General features: G+C 53.2%; 15 protein-coding genes. 7 read left to right on the top strand and 8 right to left on the bottom strand.

Annotated features, from left to right (window positions below; genetic code table 11):
• Positions 1-41 precede the first annotated feature (41 nt).
• Positions 42-968 carry an NAD-dependent epimerase/dehydratase family protein gene (locus tag EWF95_RS07260; protein ID WP_142443411.1) on the bottom strand — a complete coding sequence of 309 codons (927 nt, stop codon included), beginning with the start codon at positions 966-968 and terminating at the stop codon, positions 42-44.
• Positions 969-1,023: 55 nt separating this feature from the next.
• The gene (locus EWF95_RS07255) at positions 1,024-2,829 is read right to left on the bottom strand and encodes an ABC transporter ATP-binding protein (protein WP_142443410.1); all 1,806 of its coding nucleotides are present in this window, start codon (positions 2,827-2,829) and stop codon (positions 1,024-1,026) included.
• Between the two features lie 156 nt (positions 2,830-2,985).
• Here EWF95_RS07255 and EWF95_RS07250 point away from each other — a divergent pair, with 156 nt between their 5' ends.
• Both EWF95_RS07250 and glmS read left to right on the top strand, forming a co-directional pair.
• A complete protein-coding gene (locus EWF95_RS07250; protein ID WP_142443409.1) occupies positions 2,986-4,161 on the top strand; it encodes a sugar phosphate nucleotidyltransferase in 1,176 nt (391 codons plus the stop codon).
• A gap of 1 nt (position 4,162) precedes the next feature.
• A complete protein-coding gene (gene glmS, locus EWF95_RS07245; RefSeq protein WP_142443408.1) occupies positions 4,163-5,974 on the top strand; it encodes a glutamine--fructose-6-phosphate transaminase (isomerizing) in 1,812 nt (603 codons plus the stop codon).
• Between the two features lie 15 nt (positions 5,975-5,989).
• Here the strand turns inward: glmS and EWF95_RS13835 are convergent, their stop codons facing one another.
• The gene (locus EWF95_RS13835; protein WP_281285198.1) at positions 5,990-6,115 is read right to left on the bottom strand and encodes a hypothetical protein; all 126 of its coding nucleotides are present in this window, start codon (positions 6,113-6,115) and stop codon (positions 5,990-5,992) included.
• A gap of 86 nt (positions 6,116-6,201) precedes the next feature.
• On the opposite strand from EWF95_RS13835, the gene EWF95_RS07240 reads away from it, so the two are divergent.
• Genes EWF95_RS07240 through EWF95_RS07230 form a run of 3 tightly spaced genes read left to right on the top strand, consistent with a single transcriptional unit; the run spans position 6,202 to position 9,202 of the window.
• Positions 6,202-7,059: a TrmB family transcriptional regulator gene (locus tag EWF95_RS07240; protein ID WP_142443407.1), complete on the top strand. Its 858-nt coding sequence runs from the start codon at positions 6,202-6,204 to the stop codon at positions 7,057-7,059.
• Between the two features lie 57 nt (positions 7,060-7,116).
• On the top strand, positions 7,117-8,265 hold the full coding sequence (locus EWF95_RS07235) for an NAD-dependent epimerase/dehydratase family protein (protein WP_142443406.1): 1,149 nt from the start codon (positions 7,117-7,119) through the stop codon (positions 8,263-8,265).
• Positions 8,258-9,202: an NAD-dependent epimerase/dehydratase family protein gene (locus EWF95_RS07230; protein WP_142443405.1), complete on the top strand. Its 945-nt coding sequence runs from the start codon at positions 8,258-8,260 to the stop codon at positions 9,200-9,202. Before EWF95_RS07235 ends, EWF95_RS07230 begins: the two co-directional genes overlap by 8 nt.
• An 11-nt stretch (positions 9,203-9,213) precedes the next feature.
• On the opposite strand, the gene EWF95_RS07225 is transcribed toward EWF95_RS07230, so the two are convergent.
• The 3 genes from EWF95_RS07225 to EWF95_RS07215 form a co-directional block, all read right to left on the bottom strand.
• On the bottom strand, positions 9,214-10,614 hold the full coding sequence (locus EWF95_RS07225) for an oligosaccharide flippase family protein (protein ID WP_142443404.1): 1,401 nt from the start codon (positions 10,612-10,614) through the stop codon (positions 9,214-9,216).
• A 4-nt stretch (positions 10,615-10,618) separates the two neighbouring features.
• Entirely contained in the window at positions 10,619-11,974 is a 1,356-nt protein-coding gene (locus tag EWF95_RS07220; RefSeq protein ID WP_142443403.1) for a sulfatase, read from the bottom strand.
• Between the two features lie 165 nt (positions 11,975-12,139).
• Positions 12,140-12,340 carry a ribbon-helix-helix protein, CopG family gene (locus tag EWF95_RS07215; protein ID WP_142443402.1) on the bottom strand — a complete coding sequence of 67 codons (201 nt, stop codon included), beginning with the start codon at positions 12,338-12,340 and terminating at the stop codon, positions 12,140-12,142.
• A gap of 166 nt (positions 12,341-12,506) precedes the next feature.
• Between EWF95_RS07215 and EWF95_RS07210 the strand changes: the two genes are divergently transcribed.
• Together EWF95_RS07210 and EWF95_RS07205 are read left to right on the top strand one after the other, a co-directional pair.
• The gene (locus EWF95_RS07210; RefSeq protein WP_185911733.1) at positions 12,507-13,625 is read left to right on the top strand and encodes a hypothetical protein; all 1,119 of its coding nucleotides are present in this window, start codon (positions 12,507-12,509) and stop codon (positions 13,623-13,625) included.
• A 38-nt stretch (positions 13,626-13,663) separates the two neighbouring features.
• Positions 13,664-14,479, top strand: a complete 816-nt coding sequence (locus tag EWF95_RS07205) for an FkbM family methyltransferase (RefSeq protein WP_142443400.1) — start codon at positions 13,664-13,666, stop codon at positions 14,477-14,479.
• Between the two features lie 67 nt (positions 14,480-14,546).
• Here the strand turns inward: EWF95_RS07205 and EWF95_RS07200 are convergent, their stop codons facing one another.
• Both EWF95_RS07200 and EWF95_RS07195 read right to left on the bottom strand, forming a co-directional pair.
• Positions 14,547-15,650, bottom strand: a complete 1,104-nt coding sequence (locus EWF95_RS07200) for a glycosyltransferase (RefSeq protein WP_142443399.1) — start codon at positions 15,648-15,650, stop codon at positions 14,547-14,549.
• An 8-nt stretch (positions 15,651-15,658) separates the two neighbouring features.
• The gene (locus EWF95_RS07195; protein WP_142443398.1) at positions 15,659-16,924 is read right to left on the bottom strand and encodes a sulfatase-like hydrolase/transferase; all 1,266 of its coding nucleotides are present in this window, start codon (positions 16,922-16,924) and stop codon (positions 15,659-15,661) included.
• Positions 16,925-16,926 lie beyond the last annotated feature (2 nt).

The raw sequence follows: 16,926 nt of genomic DNA, 5'->3' as shown, positions 1-16,926 counted from the left end.
GAGGGGGCGCAAAAACCGTTCTGGTGGCGAGGCGGCCGTCGTCAGGCGACGTTGTCAGCGAGATAGGGTTCACAAACGCGCTCGATTCCTTCCTCGAAGCTGATCTGTGGTTCCCAGCCGGTCGCCTCGTGGAACTTCGAGATGTCGGCCATTGTATCGTGGACGTAGCCGTCGAAGGGACACTCGATGTATTTGGGGTCGATGTCGGTGCCGAGTGCGTCATTGATCATCTCGACCATCTCGTTGAAGCTGTAGGCCTTTTCTGTTCCGACGTTGTAGACGCCCGTTAGTTCGTGGTCGGCGGCGAGTTCGCAAGCGCGAGCGACATCGTCGACGTGCGTGAAATCCCGTGTTTGAGTGCCGTCGCCGAACAGTTCCGGGGCGTCGCCGTTGGCGATGGCGTCGGCGAACTGGGCGACCGTGTTGGCGTACTCGCCTTTGTGTTCCTCGTTGCCACCGAAGCCCTGATAGACCGAGAAGAAGCGCAGGCCAGCCATGTTCATGCCGTAGTGGTTGGCGTAGTACTCGGCGTAGCGTTCCCGGGCGAGTTTCGAGGCTTCGTAGGCTGTCTGGGCCTTGACTGCCATGCTCTCCGGTGATGGCTCAGTGCGACTTCCGTAGACCGAGGATGTCGAGGCGTAGACGGCGGTCTCACAGCCCGCCTTCCGGACGCGCTCGACAGTATTGACGAACCCTTCGACGTTGACGCGACAGCCGCGCTGGGGGTCGTCCTCGTGCATGTCCCGCGAGGAGTAGCCGGCGAGATGGAACAGTACGTCGACATCGGTCGGATACGTCTCGTCGAGAATCGACGCCTCGACGAACTCGACGGATTTCGATAGGTTTGCCCGCGTCCCGAGATACGTATCGTCGACGACGATCACGTCGTTGTCGACGGCCAGCCGGTTTGCAAGGTTCGAACCGATAAACCCCGCCCCGCCGGTGACGAGGACGCGCTGGTCGTCCATACTCACTTCTCGGGTTTGCCGTTCATCACTACTTCGGTTCTATTGCCGACCGTGATCACGTGCTCGACTGCATCTCGTGGAGTTCGGCGTAGGCCCCTGCTTCCGCCAACAACTCGTTGTGGGTACCTGCCTCGACGATCTGGCCGTCGTCAAGGGTATAGATCCGGTCGGCGTTCCGCACCGTCGATAGGCGATGTGCGATGGCGATAATGCCGACCTCTCGATCCATCGATTCGATCGAGGCCTGCAGGTCGGATTCGAGCCCCGAATCGAGATCGCTGGTCGCCTCGTCAAGGACGAGGAAGTCGGCGTCGGTCAGCAGCGCGCGAGCGACGGCGATCCGCTGGCGTTGGCCGCCGGAGAGCCGAACGCCGTCGTCGCCGAGTTGTGACTCGTAGCCGTTCGGCAGGTCGTCGAGGAACTCTTCGACCATGGCGATCCGACAGACGCGTTCGACTTCCTCGCGGGTCGCCTCGCGGTTGCCGACGGTCACGTTGCGTTCGAGCGTGTCGTCGAAGATGAACGGCTGTTGGCGGACGACAGCGATCCGTTCGCGCCACTGTGTGAGATCGAACTCGCTGATCGGGACGCCGTCGGCACGGATCTCACCGGTGTCGGGTTGGTAGAGTCGAGCGAGCAGCGAGACGATGGTTGACTTTCCCGCGCCGGACTGGCCAACGAAGGCGACAAACTCGCCGCGAACAACGTCGAATGAGATGCCATCGAGCACCCGCTCGTCGTCGGTGTAGCTGAACGCGACATCGTCGAAGTCGATCTCTTCGACCGACGACACAGGCTGATCGCCGTCAGACTCCCGTCGCTCGTCGAGTTGATCGAGGAACTCGTGGGTACGAACAAGATGTGAGAGCGCGCCTTCAAGACTGTAGAGTTGGCTGTTGAGCGTGCTCACCCGCGGCGCGAGCTGGAACATGGCGATGAGGAAGATCCCGAGTTCGCCAAGTTCGAGCCCCGAGAAAACGAAGCCGACGTAGATCAACACGAAGATCGTGACCGCGGCCGCAAGCTGGTAGAAGTTGGTGATCGCCGCCTCGTTGCGCGAGATGGCGACCTCGGCCTCGGCGTACTGATCGATCGCTGACCGGAAGTTTCCGAACAGCTCGTCGGCCATTCTGAAGAGTTTCACGTCGCGGATACCCTGTGTGCCGGCTTGGACGGCGGTTTGGACGCGTTCGTTCGCCTCGGCGACACGCGTGCCGACGGTGACAGCGGGCTCGATGCCAACCCGGAGGACGACAGTGATCGTCCCGAGGAGACCGACTGCGACCCCGGTCATCAACGGTGTGATATACAGCATGATAGCGAGGTACATTCCGACCAGAAACAGTCGCTCCATCGTTGCCACGCCCTTCTCGATCACTTGGCCGGAAAACCGGGTCTCGGTGATGATCGCGTTGAGGATGTCGTCGGAGCCCTCTGCGTCGAAGTAGCCGACGCGTGCGTTGAGCGCGCTGTCGAACGCCCGGGTGCGGAGTGTCGTCTCGTACTGCGTGGCGAGCCACGCTTTCAGCCACGCGACGATGAAGGAGAGCGTGTACCGGACGGTCATCACCGCGGTGACGCCGACGAGGAGGAAGCCGAGTTCGAACGGAACACCGAGGAACTCGTAGATCGCAAGGAAGGTTTCCAACACCGGGCCACCGCCGTCAACGGGGCCCTCTGCCTGTGCGACTTCGATGATCGGATGGATGAAGCCAAGGCCGACGCCTTCGAGGGCGGCGACGAAGCCGCCGAGAAGGATCAGTCCGGCGGTGAATGTGGGGCGGTAGCGGGCGACCCGGAGGAGGGCGGACAGCTTCTCACCCCACGTGAGGTCTGGCTGATCGATGGAGGCCTCTGTCATTGTCCCCCGTGTCTATTACCTCCGGTGAAAATCCTGTGGGAGCAATGGTGACATGTCTCAAGATCGTCTGTTTGTTACCAGCTATTTACAGATTCGTTGACACCGATGGCTACTCGTTGGCAAAGCATTCAAGCAAACAGCGGCGAATCCGTTGGTATGAGCCAATCGACGCCGACAGCGGTGATTCTTGCGGCCGGTGAGGGCCAACGGCTGTCGCCGCTGACCAACCGGCGGCCGAAGCCGATGTTGCCGGTAGTCAACAAACCACTGTTGGAACACGTGCTGGAGGCCGTGATCGACGCTGGCATCGAAGAGATCGTCTTCGTTGTGGGCTACGAACGCGATCGTATCCAGACGTATTTCGGCAACGGTGACGACTGGGATGTCTCGATCGAGTACGCCGTCCAAGAGAACCAATTGGGCACCGCGCATGCGGTACAGCAGGCTGAATCGCACGTTGACGGTGATTTCCTCGTACTCAACGGCGACCGGATCATCGGCTCCGACGCCGTTGCTGACGTTCATGCGGCCATGGATGGTGAGACGGATGCCGCGATGGCCGTCACACGGGTTCCGGAATCCGAGGCCTATGGGGTCGTGACGCTCTCGGGCGATGAGATCGTCGATATCATCGAAAAACCACGCGACGAACTCGCCTCGAATATTATCAACGCTGGGGTGTATGGATTCACCCCCGCTGTCTTCGATGTGATCGACGCAACGCCTGCCGGCCCTGACGGTGAGTATCGGCTTACTGATGTCCTTGCGCGAGTCGCTGAGAACGGAACGATCCGGCCGGTTCGGTACAATGGTCGATGGTTGGATGTCTCCTACCCCTGGGATCTGCTCTCGGTCACCGGGCAGCTCCTCGATCAGGATGGTGGCGACACTGCTGGGTCAGTCGGGGCTGGTGCACAGATCGATACCGCTGCTCACCTCGCCTCTACAGCTGCTGTCGGTGCCAACACGGTTGTCGGCCGCGGTAGCACGGTCGCTGCCAACGCCCGGATCGGGCCTAACGCGACGATCACCCGCTCGGTTATCTTCCCGGATGCGACAGTCGAAGCCGGGGCAGTTCTTTCCGACTGTATCGTCGGTGCCAACGCGACCGTCGGTGCGAACGTAACGGCGGCCGGCGGCGAGGCGACCGTCGTCACCGACGGCGAGATCCACTCGGATGTTATCTTCGGTGGATTGATCGGCGACAACGCGGCTGTCGGTGGCGCGGCCACTATCGCGCCCGGTGGGATTCTCGGCAATGATGTTGTTGTTGGCGAAGGTGCGGTCGCCAGCGGAACGATCCCCGACGGCGTCGAGATCAGGAGGGGGTAAGATGTGTGGGATCGTCGGCTACGTCGGTGAGGATGCTGCACTACCCGTATTGATGGACGGCTTGTCGAATCTCGAATACCGCGGCTATGACTCCGCCGGTGTCGCCCTAGTAGACGACGATGTCTCGGTGTACAAACGTTCGGGTGAGGTCGACGCGCTTCGGTCGGCTCTCCCGGCTGCCGAGAACGCTCCACAGACGATCGGTATCGGCCACACACGGTGGTCGACCCACGGCCCACCGACCGACGCAAATGCCCACCCGCATACCGATGAGAGTGGTCGCGTGGCGGTCGTCCACAACGGAATCATTGAGAACTTCGAGACGCTCCGGGAGGAGCTTGGCGATCGGACGTTCACCAGCGACACCGACACCGAGGTGATCCCGCATCTGATCGCCGCGGAACTTGACGGCGGGGCGACGCCACAGGCGGCGGTACAGACGGCGGCCGACCGACTGGCAGGGAGCTTTGCGATCGTCGTCGCCATCGCCGGTGTCGACGAGCTATTCGCTATTCGGCGTGACAGCCCGCTGGTGGTTGGTCACGGCGACGGCGAGACCTACCTCGCCAGCGACGTGACGGCCTTCCTCGAAGAGACGCGTGAGGTCACGTATCTCGAAGACGACGACATGGCCGTCGTCGGCGACGACGGGGTGACGATCTACCGTGACGGTGAACCGATCATCGTCGAGACCGAACAGCTGGAGTGGGAGGCTGATGCGGCTGAGAAGGGTGGCTTCGATCACTACATGCTCAAGGAGATCCACGAACAGCCGCGAGCGTTACGACAGACGCTGTCGGGGCGGTTCGATATCGATGCTGGAACCGTTGATCTGGATCTGGATCTTGAGGAAGCATATCTAAACTCCGTTGAGGAGATCCAGATCATCGCCTGTGGCACCTCAAACTACGCGGGGCGGTACGCAGCCGAGTTGTTGGAGTCGGTGACTGAGGTGCGCACCAGCGTTGAGGTCGCCAGTGAGTACGAGTTCGATGGTGGCCGCGATCCGTGGCGGACACTCGTCGTCGCTGTCACACAAAGCGGCGAGACCGCTGATACGCTGTCAGCAGTTCGAAAAGCCAAGCAGGCCGGCGCGCGGACGCTTGCGGTGACCAACACGTTGGGAAGCACCGTCACACGAGAAGTTGACGACAGTCTCTTTATCCGTGCGGGCCCGGAGATCGGCGTCGCGGCGACGAAGACGTTTGCCTCACAGGTCGCCACGCTGTCGCTGTTTGCGGTCTATCTCGGGCGGGTTCGAGGGTCGGTTTCCTCGGCTGAGGCGACGACCGTCCTAGAGTCGATTCGAGCACTTCCGGGAGCTGTCCAACAGATCCTTGATGACGAGGATTATATCCGTGAGGTTGCCGAGGAGCACGGCGACAGCAACGCGTTCTTCTTTATCGGACGGCGATTCGGCCATCCGGTCTCGCTTGAGGGCGCGCTGAAGCTGAAAGAGATCTCCTATGACCACGCTGAGGGGTTCCCGGCCGGCGAGCTGAAACACGGCCCGCTGGCGTTGGTGACGCCGGAAACGACCGTCCTTGCGGTGGTAACCGAAGGATCGAACGCCGACGAGACGTTGAACAACATCAAGGAGGTGCAGGCGCGTGGCGCAACTGTCATCGGTGCTGCATCCGCGGGCGATTCGACTGAGTATCTCGACGTACAGTTTTCCGTGCCCGATATCGGTCTGTTGGAGCCGCTGGTGACAAACGTCTACTGGCAGCTGTTTGCGTACTACGTCGCCAAGTCGAAAGGGCGGAACATCGACAAACCGCGGAATCTCGCAAAGAGCGTCACCGTCGAATAGTCGCCGCAACGCCGTTTAGTTGTCTGCTTCTTCGAATCGATCCTCGGAGAGTTTATCCCAGATCTCCGTACAGCCGGCCCCGTCCGGAACCTCCGACAGATGCTCGGCCTCCGTGGTCGCGGACTGACTTTGGTTACTCATGTTCTGAGTAAACGAATGTAGGCCGCCGGTATATAATTTATGGCGGCACCAGCATTTTCTTATCGGTGGCACAGAGACCACGGGGTATGTCTGACGCCAATAGCGATCTGTTTTCCCTGCTTGATCTCACCGAGTACGAGGCCGACGCCTTAGAGGAGTTGTTACTGCTTGGTCGGACGACAGCCCCCGATCTCGCGGAGGCGACCGGCATCCCGAAAGCCCGGATCTACGGCGTCCTCGATTCCCTCGTTGAAGCAGGCTACGTCACAGTCACCCCCGGGCGGCCGAAACAGTACAAACCACACGAGCCAGCCGAGATCATCGATCGTGCGATCACCAACCGACAGGACGACTACGAGCGGTTCAGACGCGATGTCGAGCGTGTCGCCGACTCGTTTGTTGATTCCTATGCTCCCATCGAAAATCGGGATGTCGACGAACTGAGTCCAACAGAAGATCTGTTCCATGTGGTCGATGTTGGCGAACCGAGCGAACGGGAGACTCGACGGCTGTTCCGAGAAGCTGACGAGAGTGTGTTCGTCCTGACAAAGAGTTTTGGCTACATCGATGCTGTTGAGCCGTCGATGCGGGAGGCAATCGATCGGGGGATCGATGTTGATGTTCTCATGTTGTCGCCGACTCATCTCTCGATGGATAACAGTCGTAGACAGCAGGAGATCCGGTCGCTGCTTGCGGAATCGTTCCCATCAGTGTCGGTGCGGATAACTGATCGGCTTCTCCCATGGCGTGGCACGTTTGTCGATCCCGATTTGGGTTACGAGACGGGCCAGGGGCTCTTACTCGTCGAACAGGAGGAGCTCCCAAATCACCTTCGGCAAGCAGCCGTCACGAAAAACCCTGCGTTCGTGGCTGGGCTCTGGCAGTATTTCGATATTCTCTGGACTCACGAGAGCCAGCCGGTTGATGATGAACCCTTGTCGTAGCCACCGGGTGGTCGAAAGCAAAGCTTTTAGCGTAGTTACTCATATTTTGAGTTAACGATGACAGTACTCCTAACCGGTGCTGACGGCTATCTCGGCTGGCCGACCGCGTTGCGGCTGGCTGACCGGCTTGACGAACGGATCGTCTGTGTTGATAACTTTGCGCGTCGCGAGTGGGTCGAGGAGTCCGGCAGTGTCTCGGCGACACAGATCGAAGAGCCACGAGAACGGTTTGCCGCTGTGGACAATCTGAGTCTCATCGAGGGCGATCTCGCGGATCGTGAGTTTGTGATTCAGTTGCTCGATACGCACGAGCCTGATACCGTGTTGCATACGGCTGCCCAGCCGAGCGCGCCGTACTCCTCGATCAACGGGGAACGGGCACTCTACACCCAGCGCAACAACGTTTCGATGAATCTCAACCTCCTGCATGGACTCGCCGAATGCGGGCTCGATGACACCCACTTTATCGAGACAACAACGACCGGTGTCTACGGCGCGCCGCATTTCCCGATTCCCGAGGGTGGCGTTGAGGTTGATCGAAAGGGGGGATCCGATGAGATCCCCTTCCCGAACATGGCTGGAAGTTGGTACCACGCGACGAAGTCGTTTGACGCTGCCAACATGCGACTCGCCGAGTCGGAGTTCGAGTTCCCGATCAGCGAGATCCGGACGGCGATCGTCTACGGGACAGAGACCGACGAAACACAGACTCACGATAGTCCGACGCGATTCGATTTCGACTACTACTTCGGGACGGTCGTCAACCGGTTCTGTGCACAGGCCGTCGCTGGCTATCCGATCACCGTCTACGGCAAGGGTGAACAGCGGAAGCCGATGGTTAGTCTCGAAGATACTGTTGAGAGCTTGGTTCGGCTCGTCGAGGACGGCCACTCCGGTGCTGACGAGATCGATATCTACAATCAGGTGACGCGCCCCGTGGCGATCGTCGAACTCGCCGAGACGATCGCCGAGGTCGGCGAGGAGTTTGATTTGGATGCTGAGGTCAAACACTACGAGAACCCACGGAACGAAGACGAGGAACACAAAATGGAGATGGAAAATGAGGACTTCCTTGAGCTGGTTGGCGGCCAACGGCAAACGCTTGAGGAGGGAATTCGAGACGTGCTCGGCTCGCTGGTCGAGGAACGTGACCGGATCGCTGCCCACGAAGATCGGTTCCTGCCTGGTGTGTTGACTGATGAGTGAGACATTTCATGTCTGTGTCACAGGTGCGGGTGGCTACATCGGTTCGCGTGTTGTTGTCGAACTGCTTGAAGCCGGTCACGATGTTACAGCGGTTGATAACTTTCGGAACGCACAGGTTGAGGAGATTACCGGGGTTTCTGTTGCGGAAACCGATGTCCGTGATCGCGATGCTGTCCGCGACGCTGTCGATGGTTCTGATGCGGTGATGCATCTCGCAGCGCTGAGCGGTGTCCCTGACTGTGATGAGTCTCCTGAGGACGCATTTGACATCAATGTCGGTGGCACAGAGAACGTTGCATGGGTTTGTCACGAAACGGGGACACCGATGATTTTCCCATGTAGTATGGCAATTGTCGGTGATCCGGTGGAGTTCCCAATTTCATCCGAACACCCCCGTAATCCGACTAATCACTACGGGCGCACCAAGGCCATGAGTGAGGGGGATATTCACGCGCTCGCTGAAGATGCCTTCCCGGCACACGTCTACATGAAATCAAACCTGTATGGCGGTCATTCAGTTGCAGGTACACGTGTGAGTAAAGGGACGGTGATCAACATCTTTGTTGAGAAAGCCCTGAATCACGAACCGCTGACCGTCCACAAGCCAGGCACACAGGCCCGCGATTTCATCCACGTCAAAGATGTTGCACGTGCATACATCAGCTCACTTGATTCGCTTGTCGGAGGGGAACCCGGAGCAACTACGTTCCCGTTAGCAAGCGGTGAATGCATGAGTATTCTCGAACTCGCTGAGACGGTACAGGATGTCGTCGCGGAGGAACGCGGATACACCGTGGACATTGACCTGGTAGAGAATCCACGGAGTGACGAAGCAGTGGCGGACGACTTTACTGTTGATACGACTGAGGCAGCCGAGCGGATCGGATTCGATACCGAGTGGACAGTGGCTGAGTTCGTTCGAGAACTTGCAGTGTAAGAATAAGCGTATCAGAACGGAATATTCGCTCTGATCGTCGTTCGAAACCGCGATGAAATACCTAGTAGCACCCCAAAGTAGACTCCTGCGCCGACCGGAATAAGGAAGAGACTCGGTAGTATCCGATACGAGAGGTATTCAGCTCCGGCGTACACCGGTATCCCCATTGCTACTGCTGCAACCAGCTGTTTGAGTACCTCGGATATCGGGAACTGAAACGCAGTGAGCCGAGTGAGAGCACCATACGCGAGTATGGCCCCAACGGCGGCTGAACTGATTGTGGCGACTGCGGCACCGACCCATCCATAGACGAACACTAAAACAAAATTAAGCGAGATGTTTGTAACGACAAACACAGCATTTATTCTGAAGCCGATATCGGGTCTGTTGATCGCATCGATAACGTTCACAAACTGATTCTTATAGGTTGAGATCAGCCGTGCGAGTATCAGCAATACCAAGATGAGGTATCCTTGGCGGAACTCCTGGCTGTATACAGATAGAATAACCTCGCCCAAGATGAGGCCACCGACCAGTCCCGGAATAACAAACACTCCTGCGTACGCAACTCCAGTCTGAGCAAGTTCTGCGATGTTTTCTGTTTCGTCAGCATCGAGACTACTGATTTCAGGAAAAAGGCTTGCGTTAATAGCGACCCCGAAGACAGCGAGGACGGATGCTACGTTCCAGGCGATCTCGTAGATCCCGATCAGATCGCTAGTGACGAAGACGCCAAGGACGAGGGTATCCATCGATGCAAGGGTTCGATTACTAAAACTTCCCAGCCATGAGAACTTTGCGTACGCCCAGAGTGATCTGAAATGAGAGCGATCCGGATAGCTGAAACGCGCAGAAATGTAGTAGAGTCCAACTGTAGCGGCCAGGATACTACCGATTATGTATCCGAAAAATAGCCCTAAAAGATTGAATCCCAGTAGCACGAATGCGACTTGTGCGACGGTACGCGTGACTCTATCAAGCGGCTGTAGTGCGCCCGAGATGTGGGTGAGATTTTCTCCAACAAGCACGGAGGTAACGAACGAAAAGAACGCTCCCGCAAACAGAAGCAGCAACAAAATATCAATCCGTTCGAAGCCGGTGTAGGATCGGAGTTGATTCTGAAATACAATAATCACAGCAGTGACAACAATCAGACTTGCTACTTGGAGTAGTACCCCGGCAGTAACAAACTCGGATGGTTCGTCAGTTTCGCTGATTCGTTTTTTTACGGCTTTGGCTATCCCCATCGTTGAGAACATCTTCAGCCATGTCAGCACAGCAATTACCAGATAGTAGGTTCCGAGTGTTCCTGCACCGAGGATACGTGCTAAATAGATCGTTGCGACGAATCCTGCGAGGGTTGCACCGATCTTTGAGAGAAAATAAATAAATGATTTTTGTCCGAGCCGCATACGATCAGAACTTGTATCCGAGCTTTTCTAATCTTTCTTCAACTTCGTCATCCATCTCGACTTCGTCGATATCCATTGAGGTCTCAGTAACCTGTTTCTCATGTGTTTCGATTTTCTCTCGTATTTTAGTCAGAATCGACGGCTTTTGGCTAATAATATCATTTTTTTCCGCTGGATCTTCGTCCAAGCGGTAGAGCTCCTCATTTCCACGATTCTTTATATATTTCCAGTCTTTGTCTCGATAGAATATCCGATCCGGTTTCCCTTCGGAACCTCCCCAGTCACCGATGACGTGGTCACGGGCCCATTTGCCCTTTTCGACGAGTGGTTTCAGACTGCTCCCGTAGAAGTTATCAGGGATATCGCAACCGGCGTAGTTGGCTATCGTTGGTGACACATCGACGAGCCCAACCATCTCATCATATACCCCAGAACCATCAGTAGAGAGTATCAGTGGCACGTGGATACCTTCATCGTGAACCGTGTTGTGGCTATACTGCCCGTGTTCGTAGAACTCTTCTCCGTGATCAGCGGTGATTAGTATGATCGTGTCCTCTCCCCATGACTCCTCTATGCTGTCGATTAGGCGGCCGATTTCGTGATCGGTAAATCGAATTTCAGCATCGTATAGATCAATGAGTTCCTGTTGTTCGTTCTCGCTGATCTCCTCAGGTATTTCAAGCATCTTCCGCCTGAGCTTGATCGATCGCCGATCACTGATTGATGTGTCACGGAATTTAAGCTGATATTCTTCGGGTGGCACGTACGGGTGGTGGACATCCATGTAATGTGTCCAGAGGAATCGGTCACTCGAATCAGCTTCAGTCTTGGTTACCCATTCGATCGAGCGGTCGGTGATTTCGTCTGCCTTCACGTAGCTGGAACCGACATTGAGGCCAGCGTTTTTTTCAGTCGTGTCATAGAGTCGCTGTAGGAAGTTGTAAAGAATGCTGTCTTGATTGAGATTTGTTTTGATAAACTGTCTAAGTTTCGCAGTGAAACTGGGATCTGTTTTGGAATCATAGAACATATCAAACCCGCGTTGATACCCGAAGTCAGCACAAAGAAACAAGTTAGAGTGGAACCCCGCAGTAGAATAACCGCCTTGAGTTAGCACCTCAGAAACAAGTGTTCTGCCCTCAGTGATTCTGTCGTAACCTCCGTACATGTTGGTGTACGAGGAGGTGAGTATAGTTGGAAATGAAGCACGTGTCATTCCTGCATGAGCGAATGCGTTCAAAAATTGATGAGAGTTACCGGCTAGTTGGTCGATGTTCGGTGAAGTATTTCGTTCGTAACCATAACATCCTAAATGATCGTGGCGTAACGAGTCAATAGTTATCAAAGCAATATCGGTCATTGTCACATTTATCTATAGCCGACCCATTACCTGTTTCGATAGCCGCTATTTAGTCTTGTCGAGCGTGTCATAGAACTCTTCACATGCTACAGTCAGATTAATTACGATTATAACAGATTACTCTCTCAGAAATGCGTGCACTAAGTGTACAAAGTTTAAAACCGATTAGAGAGTGCCCTTTCGTTTCCGAATAATGATTTCTCGAACCCGTTCAACGTGGTTCGTCTCGGATTGAACGAATGCTGTGAGGACGGCCTCGACGATCTCGGAGCGGCTGACTCCGAGATCGTCACACTCAGCGACCAATTCATCCACTTCTCGCACGATTTCCTCGTCAACAGCGACGCCGAACTTCTCTTTTGTCATAGCTACGACGGGCTAAGAACAGCGTGCACTAAGTGCACGGTGTTTTCAATTCGTTAGAACTGATTCAACAAACCATGCGAACTCTTCTATGACACCCTCCTTGTCAGTTACTATCATAAATGAAGAGACAACACTTTCATATTGTAATGAAATGGTAAAACAAGTCATGAAACGAGTCCTAATGATTTCTAATAATCGCACGCGTGAGATAGGGGGCGGACCAGAAAAAGAAGCGAACAAGGAACTTCTACGTGAGCGTGGCTGGGAAGTCGAAATTGGATACGTATCTGAACCGTCGATCTCCGGTATTCTGAAGGAGATACCTAAGCTTGCTCGCCGAGCACGCTCGAATGATATTGACCTGATGGTGACCCATTGTAGCCCGCCTGAACTACACGCTCTGGGATACATTTTGAAGAAGATTACGGGAGAGCCGTGGTTGGCGGAGTTCCGTGATCCTCTAGCAACAAACGTTCATGTAGATACTGGATCCTCTTCTCATTTCCAGAGACGTATTTTGGAGAAATGTGTCGTTAGTTCTGCGAATCAAGTAGCATGGTGGAATGGTATTCAAATGAATGACAATTACTTCTATGAATCCTACCCTAATATGCCTGAGTCGAAGTTCTATAAGATACCCTATTTAGGATTCGGCGGTGTCGAAGTTGAAAAATTTAACAGTGGGAGCCCCAAACAGTATGATAAGTTTACGATAACATACGCCGGTTCCTTCTACGAGGGGTGGATTGAGCCCTACGAGTTCTTGGAGGGTCTGAGCGAATACGTGGATCGTCATGGTGGCGGGGATATACAGGTACAGTTCTACGGAGACTGGAAAGAAGATTACCAGCAGAAGGTGCGTAAGGAGAATCTCGAAGATATCGTAACCACGTATGACCCAGTACCGCATGACGAGATAATCCGGATTCTGAAAGGATCTGATTTACTTCTATACGTCGGCGGCAATGATCAGCGCAACAAACACAATATCTCGTTGAAGATGGCGGATTACGTCGCCGCCGAGTCACCGATTCTGGGTGTAATCGATCGGTCTTTCCGTGCTGGGAGGTTCATTGAAAAAGAAAATATCGGAATCGCTGCTCATCCAAGGGAAGCGGATTCAATAGCCGATGCGATTCGAGAAGTTAGTACATGCACATTTGAGTACGACGCCGACGGCCGTCTCAAAGATAGGTTTGATAGTCAGGAAGCTATGGCCGAGTATGCGGCTATACTCAATGCTGTTTCCACAGGAGAACGACATGTACCGAAGAAGTCGATATAGCCGCGTTTAAATAGAAAGAAGCGTGTATCAATTAATAAATGATTGACAAACTTTATAAATTTGGACAGAGAATACCGAATCCTATAGCCAAATTCGGAGCAGGTGTAATTGTTAAAATAAATCAACTTCGAGGGAACAATCATTTCCGATATAATTATCAAGGATCAGAGTTTGTATATGTTTACTATGATGTTCCAACTTTCCTGAAGCAGTACGACTGTATTGATGTTGAGCGTGGCTGTACAGGACTGGAGGGTATACCTCTATCATACTTTGACCTCTCTGATCATGATGCAGCATTTGATGTGGGTGCCCACTTTGGACTTTATACTGTCATCCTTGGAAAGTTGAATCCAGATATTCCAATCTTCGCGTTTGAACCGAACCAATACAACCGTTCCGTTCTTGAACGCAATTCGAAAGTTAATGATTTTGATTCGTCACGGGTTAGTATATCTGATACTATTATCGCTGGAGAGACTGGCTCTGTTACCTTTCATGAAGACAGGTCAACATCTGGATCACCGAGAGATACAATTACGCCTGGACAAGATATGGAGAAGTTTACCGATTCAGTAAAGCGTGAGGGTAGGGCTTTATCTGATATTTTTACCTCAAAAAATATAAAAAGGCCGTTTATAAAAATTGATATAGAAGGTGCTGAAAATAAAGTTATTGCTGATTTGCTGTCCGCAGATCTTGAACATTTTGCGGGAATCGTAGAAATACATTCCAGCAGACTTGAGAACGGAGAGAATGCTGTGTTAGACCAGTTTGACAATCATAATATTTCATATGATCTTGTTAAAGACCATCCAGTAAAACCACAGGGATACTATTTTAAGAGCAGATAAAAATAGAGAATAATTGAGTTGATGTAGACATAGTCCGTAATGTTCTCAATCGTAGTAAGCTGTTCCATCAATATAGATTATCATTTGTAGATATAGAATCAAGAGTCTGTGCTAACACGTCCATCTTGTGTGCTCTGCTGAACTCATCAAAGATCTCTTTGTCGGACGTATAGTTGAACTCCTTTGAAATCATAATCTCGATAGCACCTGCTATCGCCTCTGTGTCGTCGGGATGGATCACTACACCCAAATCGCTCTCTTCGATCAGTTGTGCGACTCGGAATGAGGGGTCTACAATGGCAAGTATCGGTGTTTTCGCGCCCATGTAGTCCCAGATTTTGGATGGAACACTGAGTTTGTTCTGTGGATCGTCGCCACCGATATAGACGACGATATCCGACCCCTTGAGCACTGGTATGATCTGATCGTGCGGCACGAAATCATATGTCTGAATAAATTCGGAGACGCCGAGCTCTTCTACCTTCTCTTGATATTGCTCTGTCCAATCCCCATAGAACTGCAAGGTTAGTTCGTCTTGGTTTGGATTATTCTGTTCAACGTATATAGAAAAGCCTTCGAGGAGCTCGTACGGTTCGATCCAGCCCTCGTAGAAGGAGCCGGCGTAGGTGATTGTGAGCGAATCGTAGCTTGTTGTTGGTGCTGACTCAAACTTTTCTGATTCGAAACCAAGGAATGGAAGCTTGTAGAACTTCTCTGCTGACACGTCTGGGTACTTGGTTTCGAGATGATCGTCTGCCATTTGTATTCCATCCCCCCAGACGACTTGATCGCTGTTTTGAACTGCTAATTTCTCTACCTGCGCTGCTATCTTGGTCAGGAATGCGTCGGGATCTCGATCCGGATTTTCAACCATCGGGTCACGGAATTCAACGAGCCACGGTAGTCCCAGAACCTGGCTTACGATGTACCCTATTAGCTGGAGATGGAATGGGTTGCTGACAGAATTGATAACATCAACATCTCGTCTCATACCAATATATAGACATTTGAGAATAGCATAGGGGAACAGTAAAATATGCGGCTCAGGGACGTGTCCAACTACTACATCCCAGTCTCGCTCCTGTAACATCCGCTTTCTCGTTGCGAACTTTTCAGAACGTCCCCCTCCATTTTTTAGATCGACGTTAGAGATGAGTAGTACCTTCTTCATCTAATAAATTAAAGATAACCGAGATCTTCAAGTCGATCTTTCGTTGCTTGAGTAACCTGATCGGCGGTCACGTACATTTGTTCGTCATCACCGAGCATAGACTGTAGGTCATCGAAGAACTCTTTAGCAATTTCAGGCTCGTCCTTGAGTAGATTACGTCCTTCGCCAGGATCCTGCGCGATATGATAGAGCTCTACGGGTTCAAGCTTTCCGTTCGCTGTGCAGATGAGTTTCCACTCGTTAGAGCGGAGGCAAACAAGCGAGTCAAGATCATTCCACCCGAAATCATACTGCTCGTTCATTTTGTGGGTCAGCTTGTTCTCTTTTGTTAGCTGTCCGTGATATGTTTCAGAGTAGGCAAATTCTGGATGGTCGCCGCTAAGCAATGTTTTCCCGTCTGTCTCGGGAGCATCTATATCAAGTGCGTCAAGAAGTGTCGGAACGATATCAATACTACGCACCTGTTCGTGTACCGTCTCGTCTGGGAAATGATCGCCGTTGAATATGAGGGGTACGCGTATTATATTTTCGTACAATTCAACGCCACGAACTTGTGATCCAACACGGTTTCCTTCGCTGTCATAGACCCATGGATACCCATGTTCGCCGGGCATCTTGGAACCGTGATCACCTGTTACAACCGAGATGTCAATGTCGATAAGTTGGTGTAGATTTTCAAGCTGTCTAGCAACGAATTCCGCCTCTTCGCGGTACCTGCGCTGGTATCTACCAATATACTGCTCAACGTTTTCGTAGACATTATTTTCATCGAACTCTGGTTCGTCACGTTTGCCGAACTCGGAACGAAGTGTTAGGTGCAGATCAAACGAGTGGATAAATACAAAATTATCCTCTCCTTCGTGATCATCAAGCCAGTTCACTGCGCGGTTCACAAGAAGATTCGCAGGCCCAAACTCGTTGCCGCGACCCTCCATACGGTCTTCCATTGGGGTTATGTGGTGGAACTCGTCGAACGTATCAGGAATGTTCCCCGTGGGAAGTGGGTACCCCCCAGTAAATCCAACGGTGTTGAATCCTTCCTCAGAGAGTATCTCAGGAAGGAGTGTTGCATCTGTCTCGTAGTCTATGAGCCAGCGAACCCCATGGTTAAATGGATTGAGTCCTGAGAGCATTGAAGTATGAGATGGACTTGTGAACGCAGCCTGTGTAATACAGGTATCGTAGTAGCTACCCGATGATTTCAGTCTCTCGTAGAATCGGTGGTCAAAAGTATCATGACGTAAACAATCTACTGAAGCCAATACTATGTTCATAG

The sequence above is a fragment of the Halonotius roseus genome (assembly GCF_006861655.1).
Classification (GTDB): Archaea; Halobacteriota; Halobacteria; order Halobacteriales; family Haloferacaceae; genus Halonotius; species Halonotius roseus.
This window is presented reverse-complemented; position numbering and strand designations above follow the sequence as displayed.

What these genes read in the sequence shown, in the direction of transcription:
- EWF95_RS07260 (WP_142443411.1), bottom strand. Translation starts at nt 968, where the DNA reads ATGGACGACCAGCGCGTCCTCGTCACCGGCGGGGCGGGGTTTATCGGT.
- EWF95_RS07255 (WP_142443410.1), bottom strand. Translation starts at nt 2,829, where the DNA reads ATGACAGAGGCCTCCATCGATCAGCCAGACCTCACGTGGGGTGAGAAG.
- EWF95_RS07250 (WP_142443409.1), top strand. Translation starts at nt 2,986, where the DNA reads ATGAGCCAATCGACGCCGACAGCGGTGATTCTTGCGGCCGGTGAGGGC.
- glmS (WP_142443408.1), top strand. Translation starts at nt 4,163, where the DNA reads ATGTGTGGGATCGTCGGCTACGTCGGTGAGGATGCTGCACTACCCGTA.
- EWF95_RS13835 (WP_281285198.1), bottom strand. Translation starts at nt 6,115, where the DNA reads ATGAGTAACCAAAGTCAGTCCGCGACCACGGAGGCCGAGCATCTGTCG.
- EWF95_RS07240 (WP_142443407.1), top strand. Translation starts at nt 6,202, where the DNA reads ATGTCTGACGCCAATAGCGATCTGTTTTCCCTGCTTGATCTCACCGAG.
- EWF95_RS07235 (WP_142443406.1), top strand. Translation starts at nt 7,117, where the DNA reads ATGACAGTACTCCTAACCGGTGCTGACGGCTATCTCGGCTGGCCGACC.
- EWF95_RS07230 (WP_142443405.1), top strand. Translation starts at nt 8,258, where the DNA reads ATGAGTGAGACATTTCATGTCTGTGTCACAGGTGCGGGTGGCTACATC.
- EWF95_RS07225 (WP_142443404.1), bottom strand. Translation starts at nt 10,614, where the DNA reads ATGCGGCTCGGACAAAAATCATTTATTTATTTTCTCTCAAAGATCGGT.
- EWF95_RS07220 (WP_142443403.1), bottom strand. Translation starts at nt 11,974, where the DNA reads ATGACCGATATTGCTTTGATAACTATTGACTCGTTACGCCACGATCAT.
- EWF95_RS07215 (WP_142443402.1), bottom strand. Translation starts at nt 12,340, where the DNA reads ATGACAAAAGAGAAGTTCGGCGTCGCTGTTGACGAGGAAATCGTGCGA.
- EWF95_RS07210 (WP_185911733.1), top strand. Translation starts at nt 12,507, where the DNA reads ATGAAACGAGTCCTAATGATTTCTAATAATCGCACGCGTGAGATAGGG.
- EWF95_RS07205 (WP_142443400.1), top strand. Translation starts at nt 13,664, where the DNA reads ATGATTGACAAACTTTATAAATTTGGACAGAGAATACCGAATCCTATA.
- EWF95_RS07200 (WP_142443399.1), bottom strand. Translation starts at nt 15,650, where the DNA reads ATGAAGAAGGTACTACTCATCTCTAACGTCGATCTAAAAAATGGAGGG.
- EWF95_RS07195 (WP_142443398.1), bottom strand. Translation starts at nt 16,924, where the DNA reads ATGAACATAGTATTGGCTTCAGTAGATTGTTTACGTCATGATACTTTT.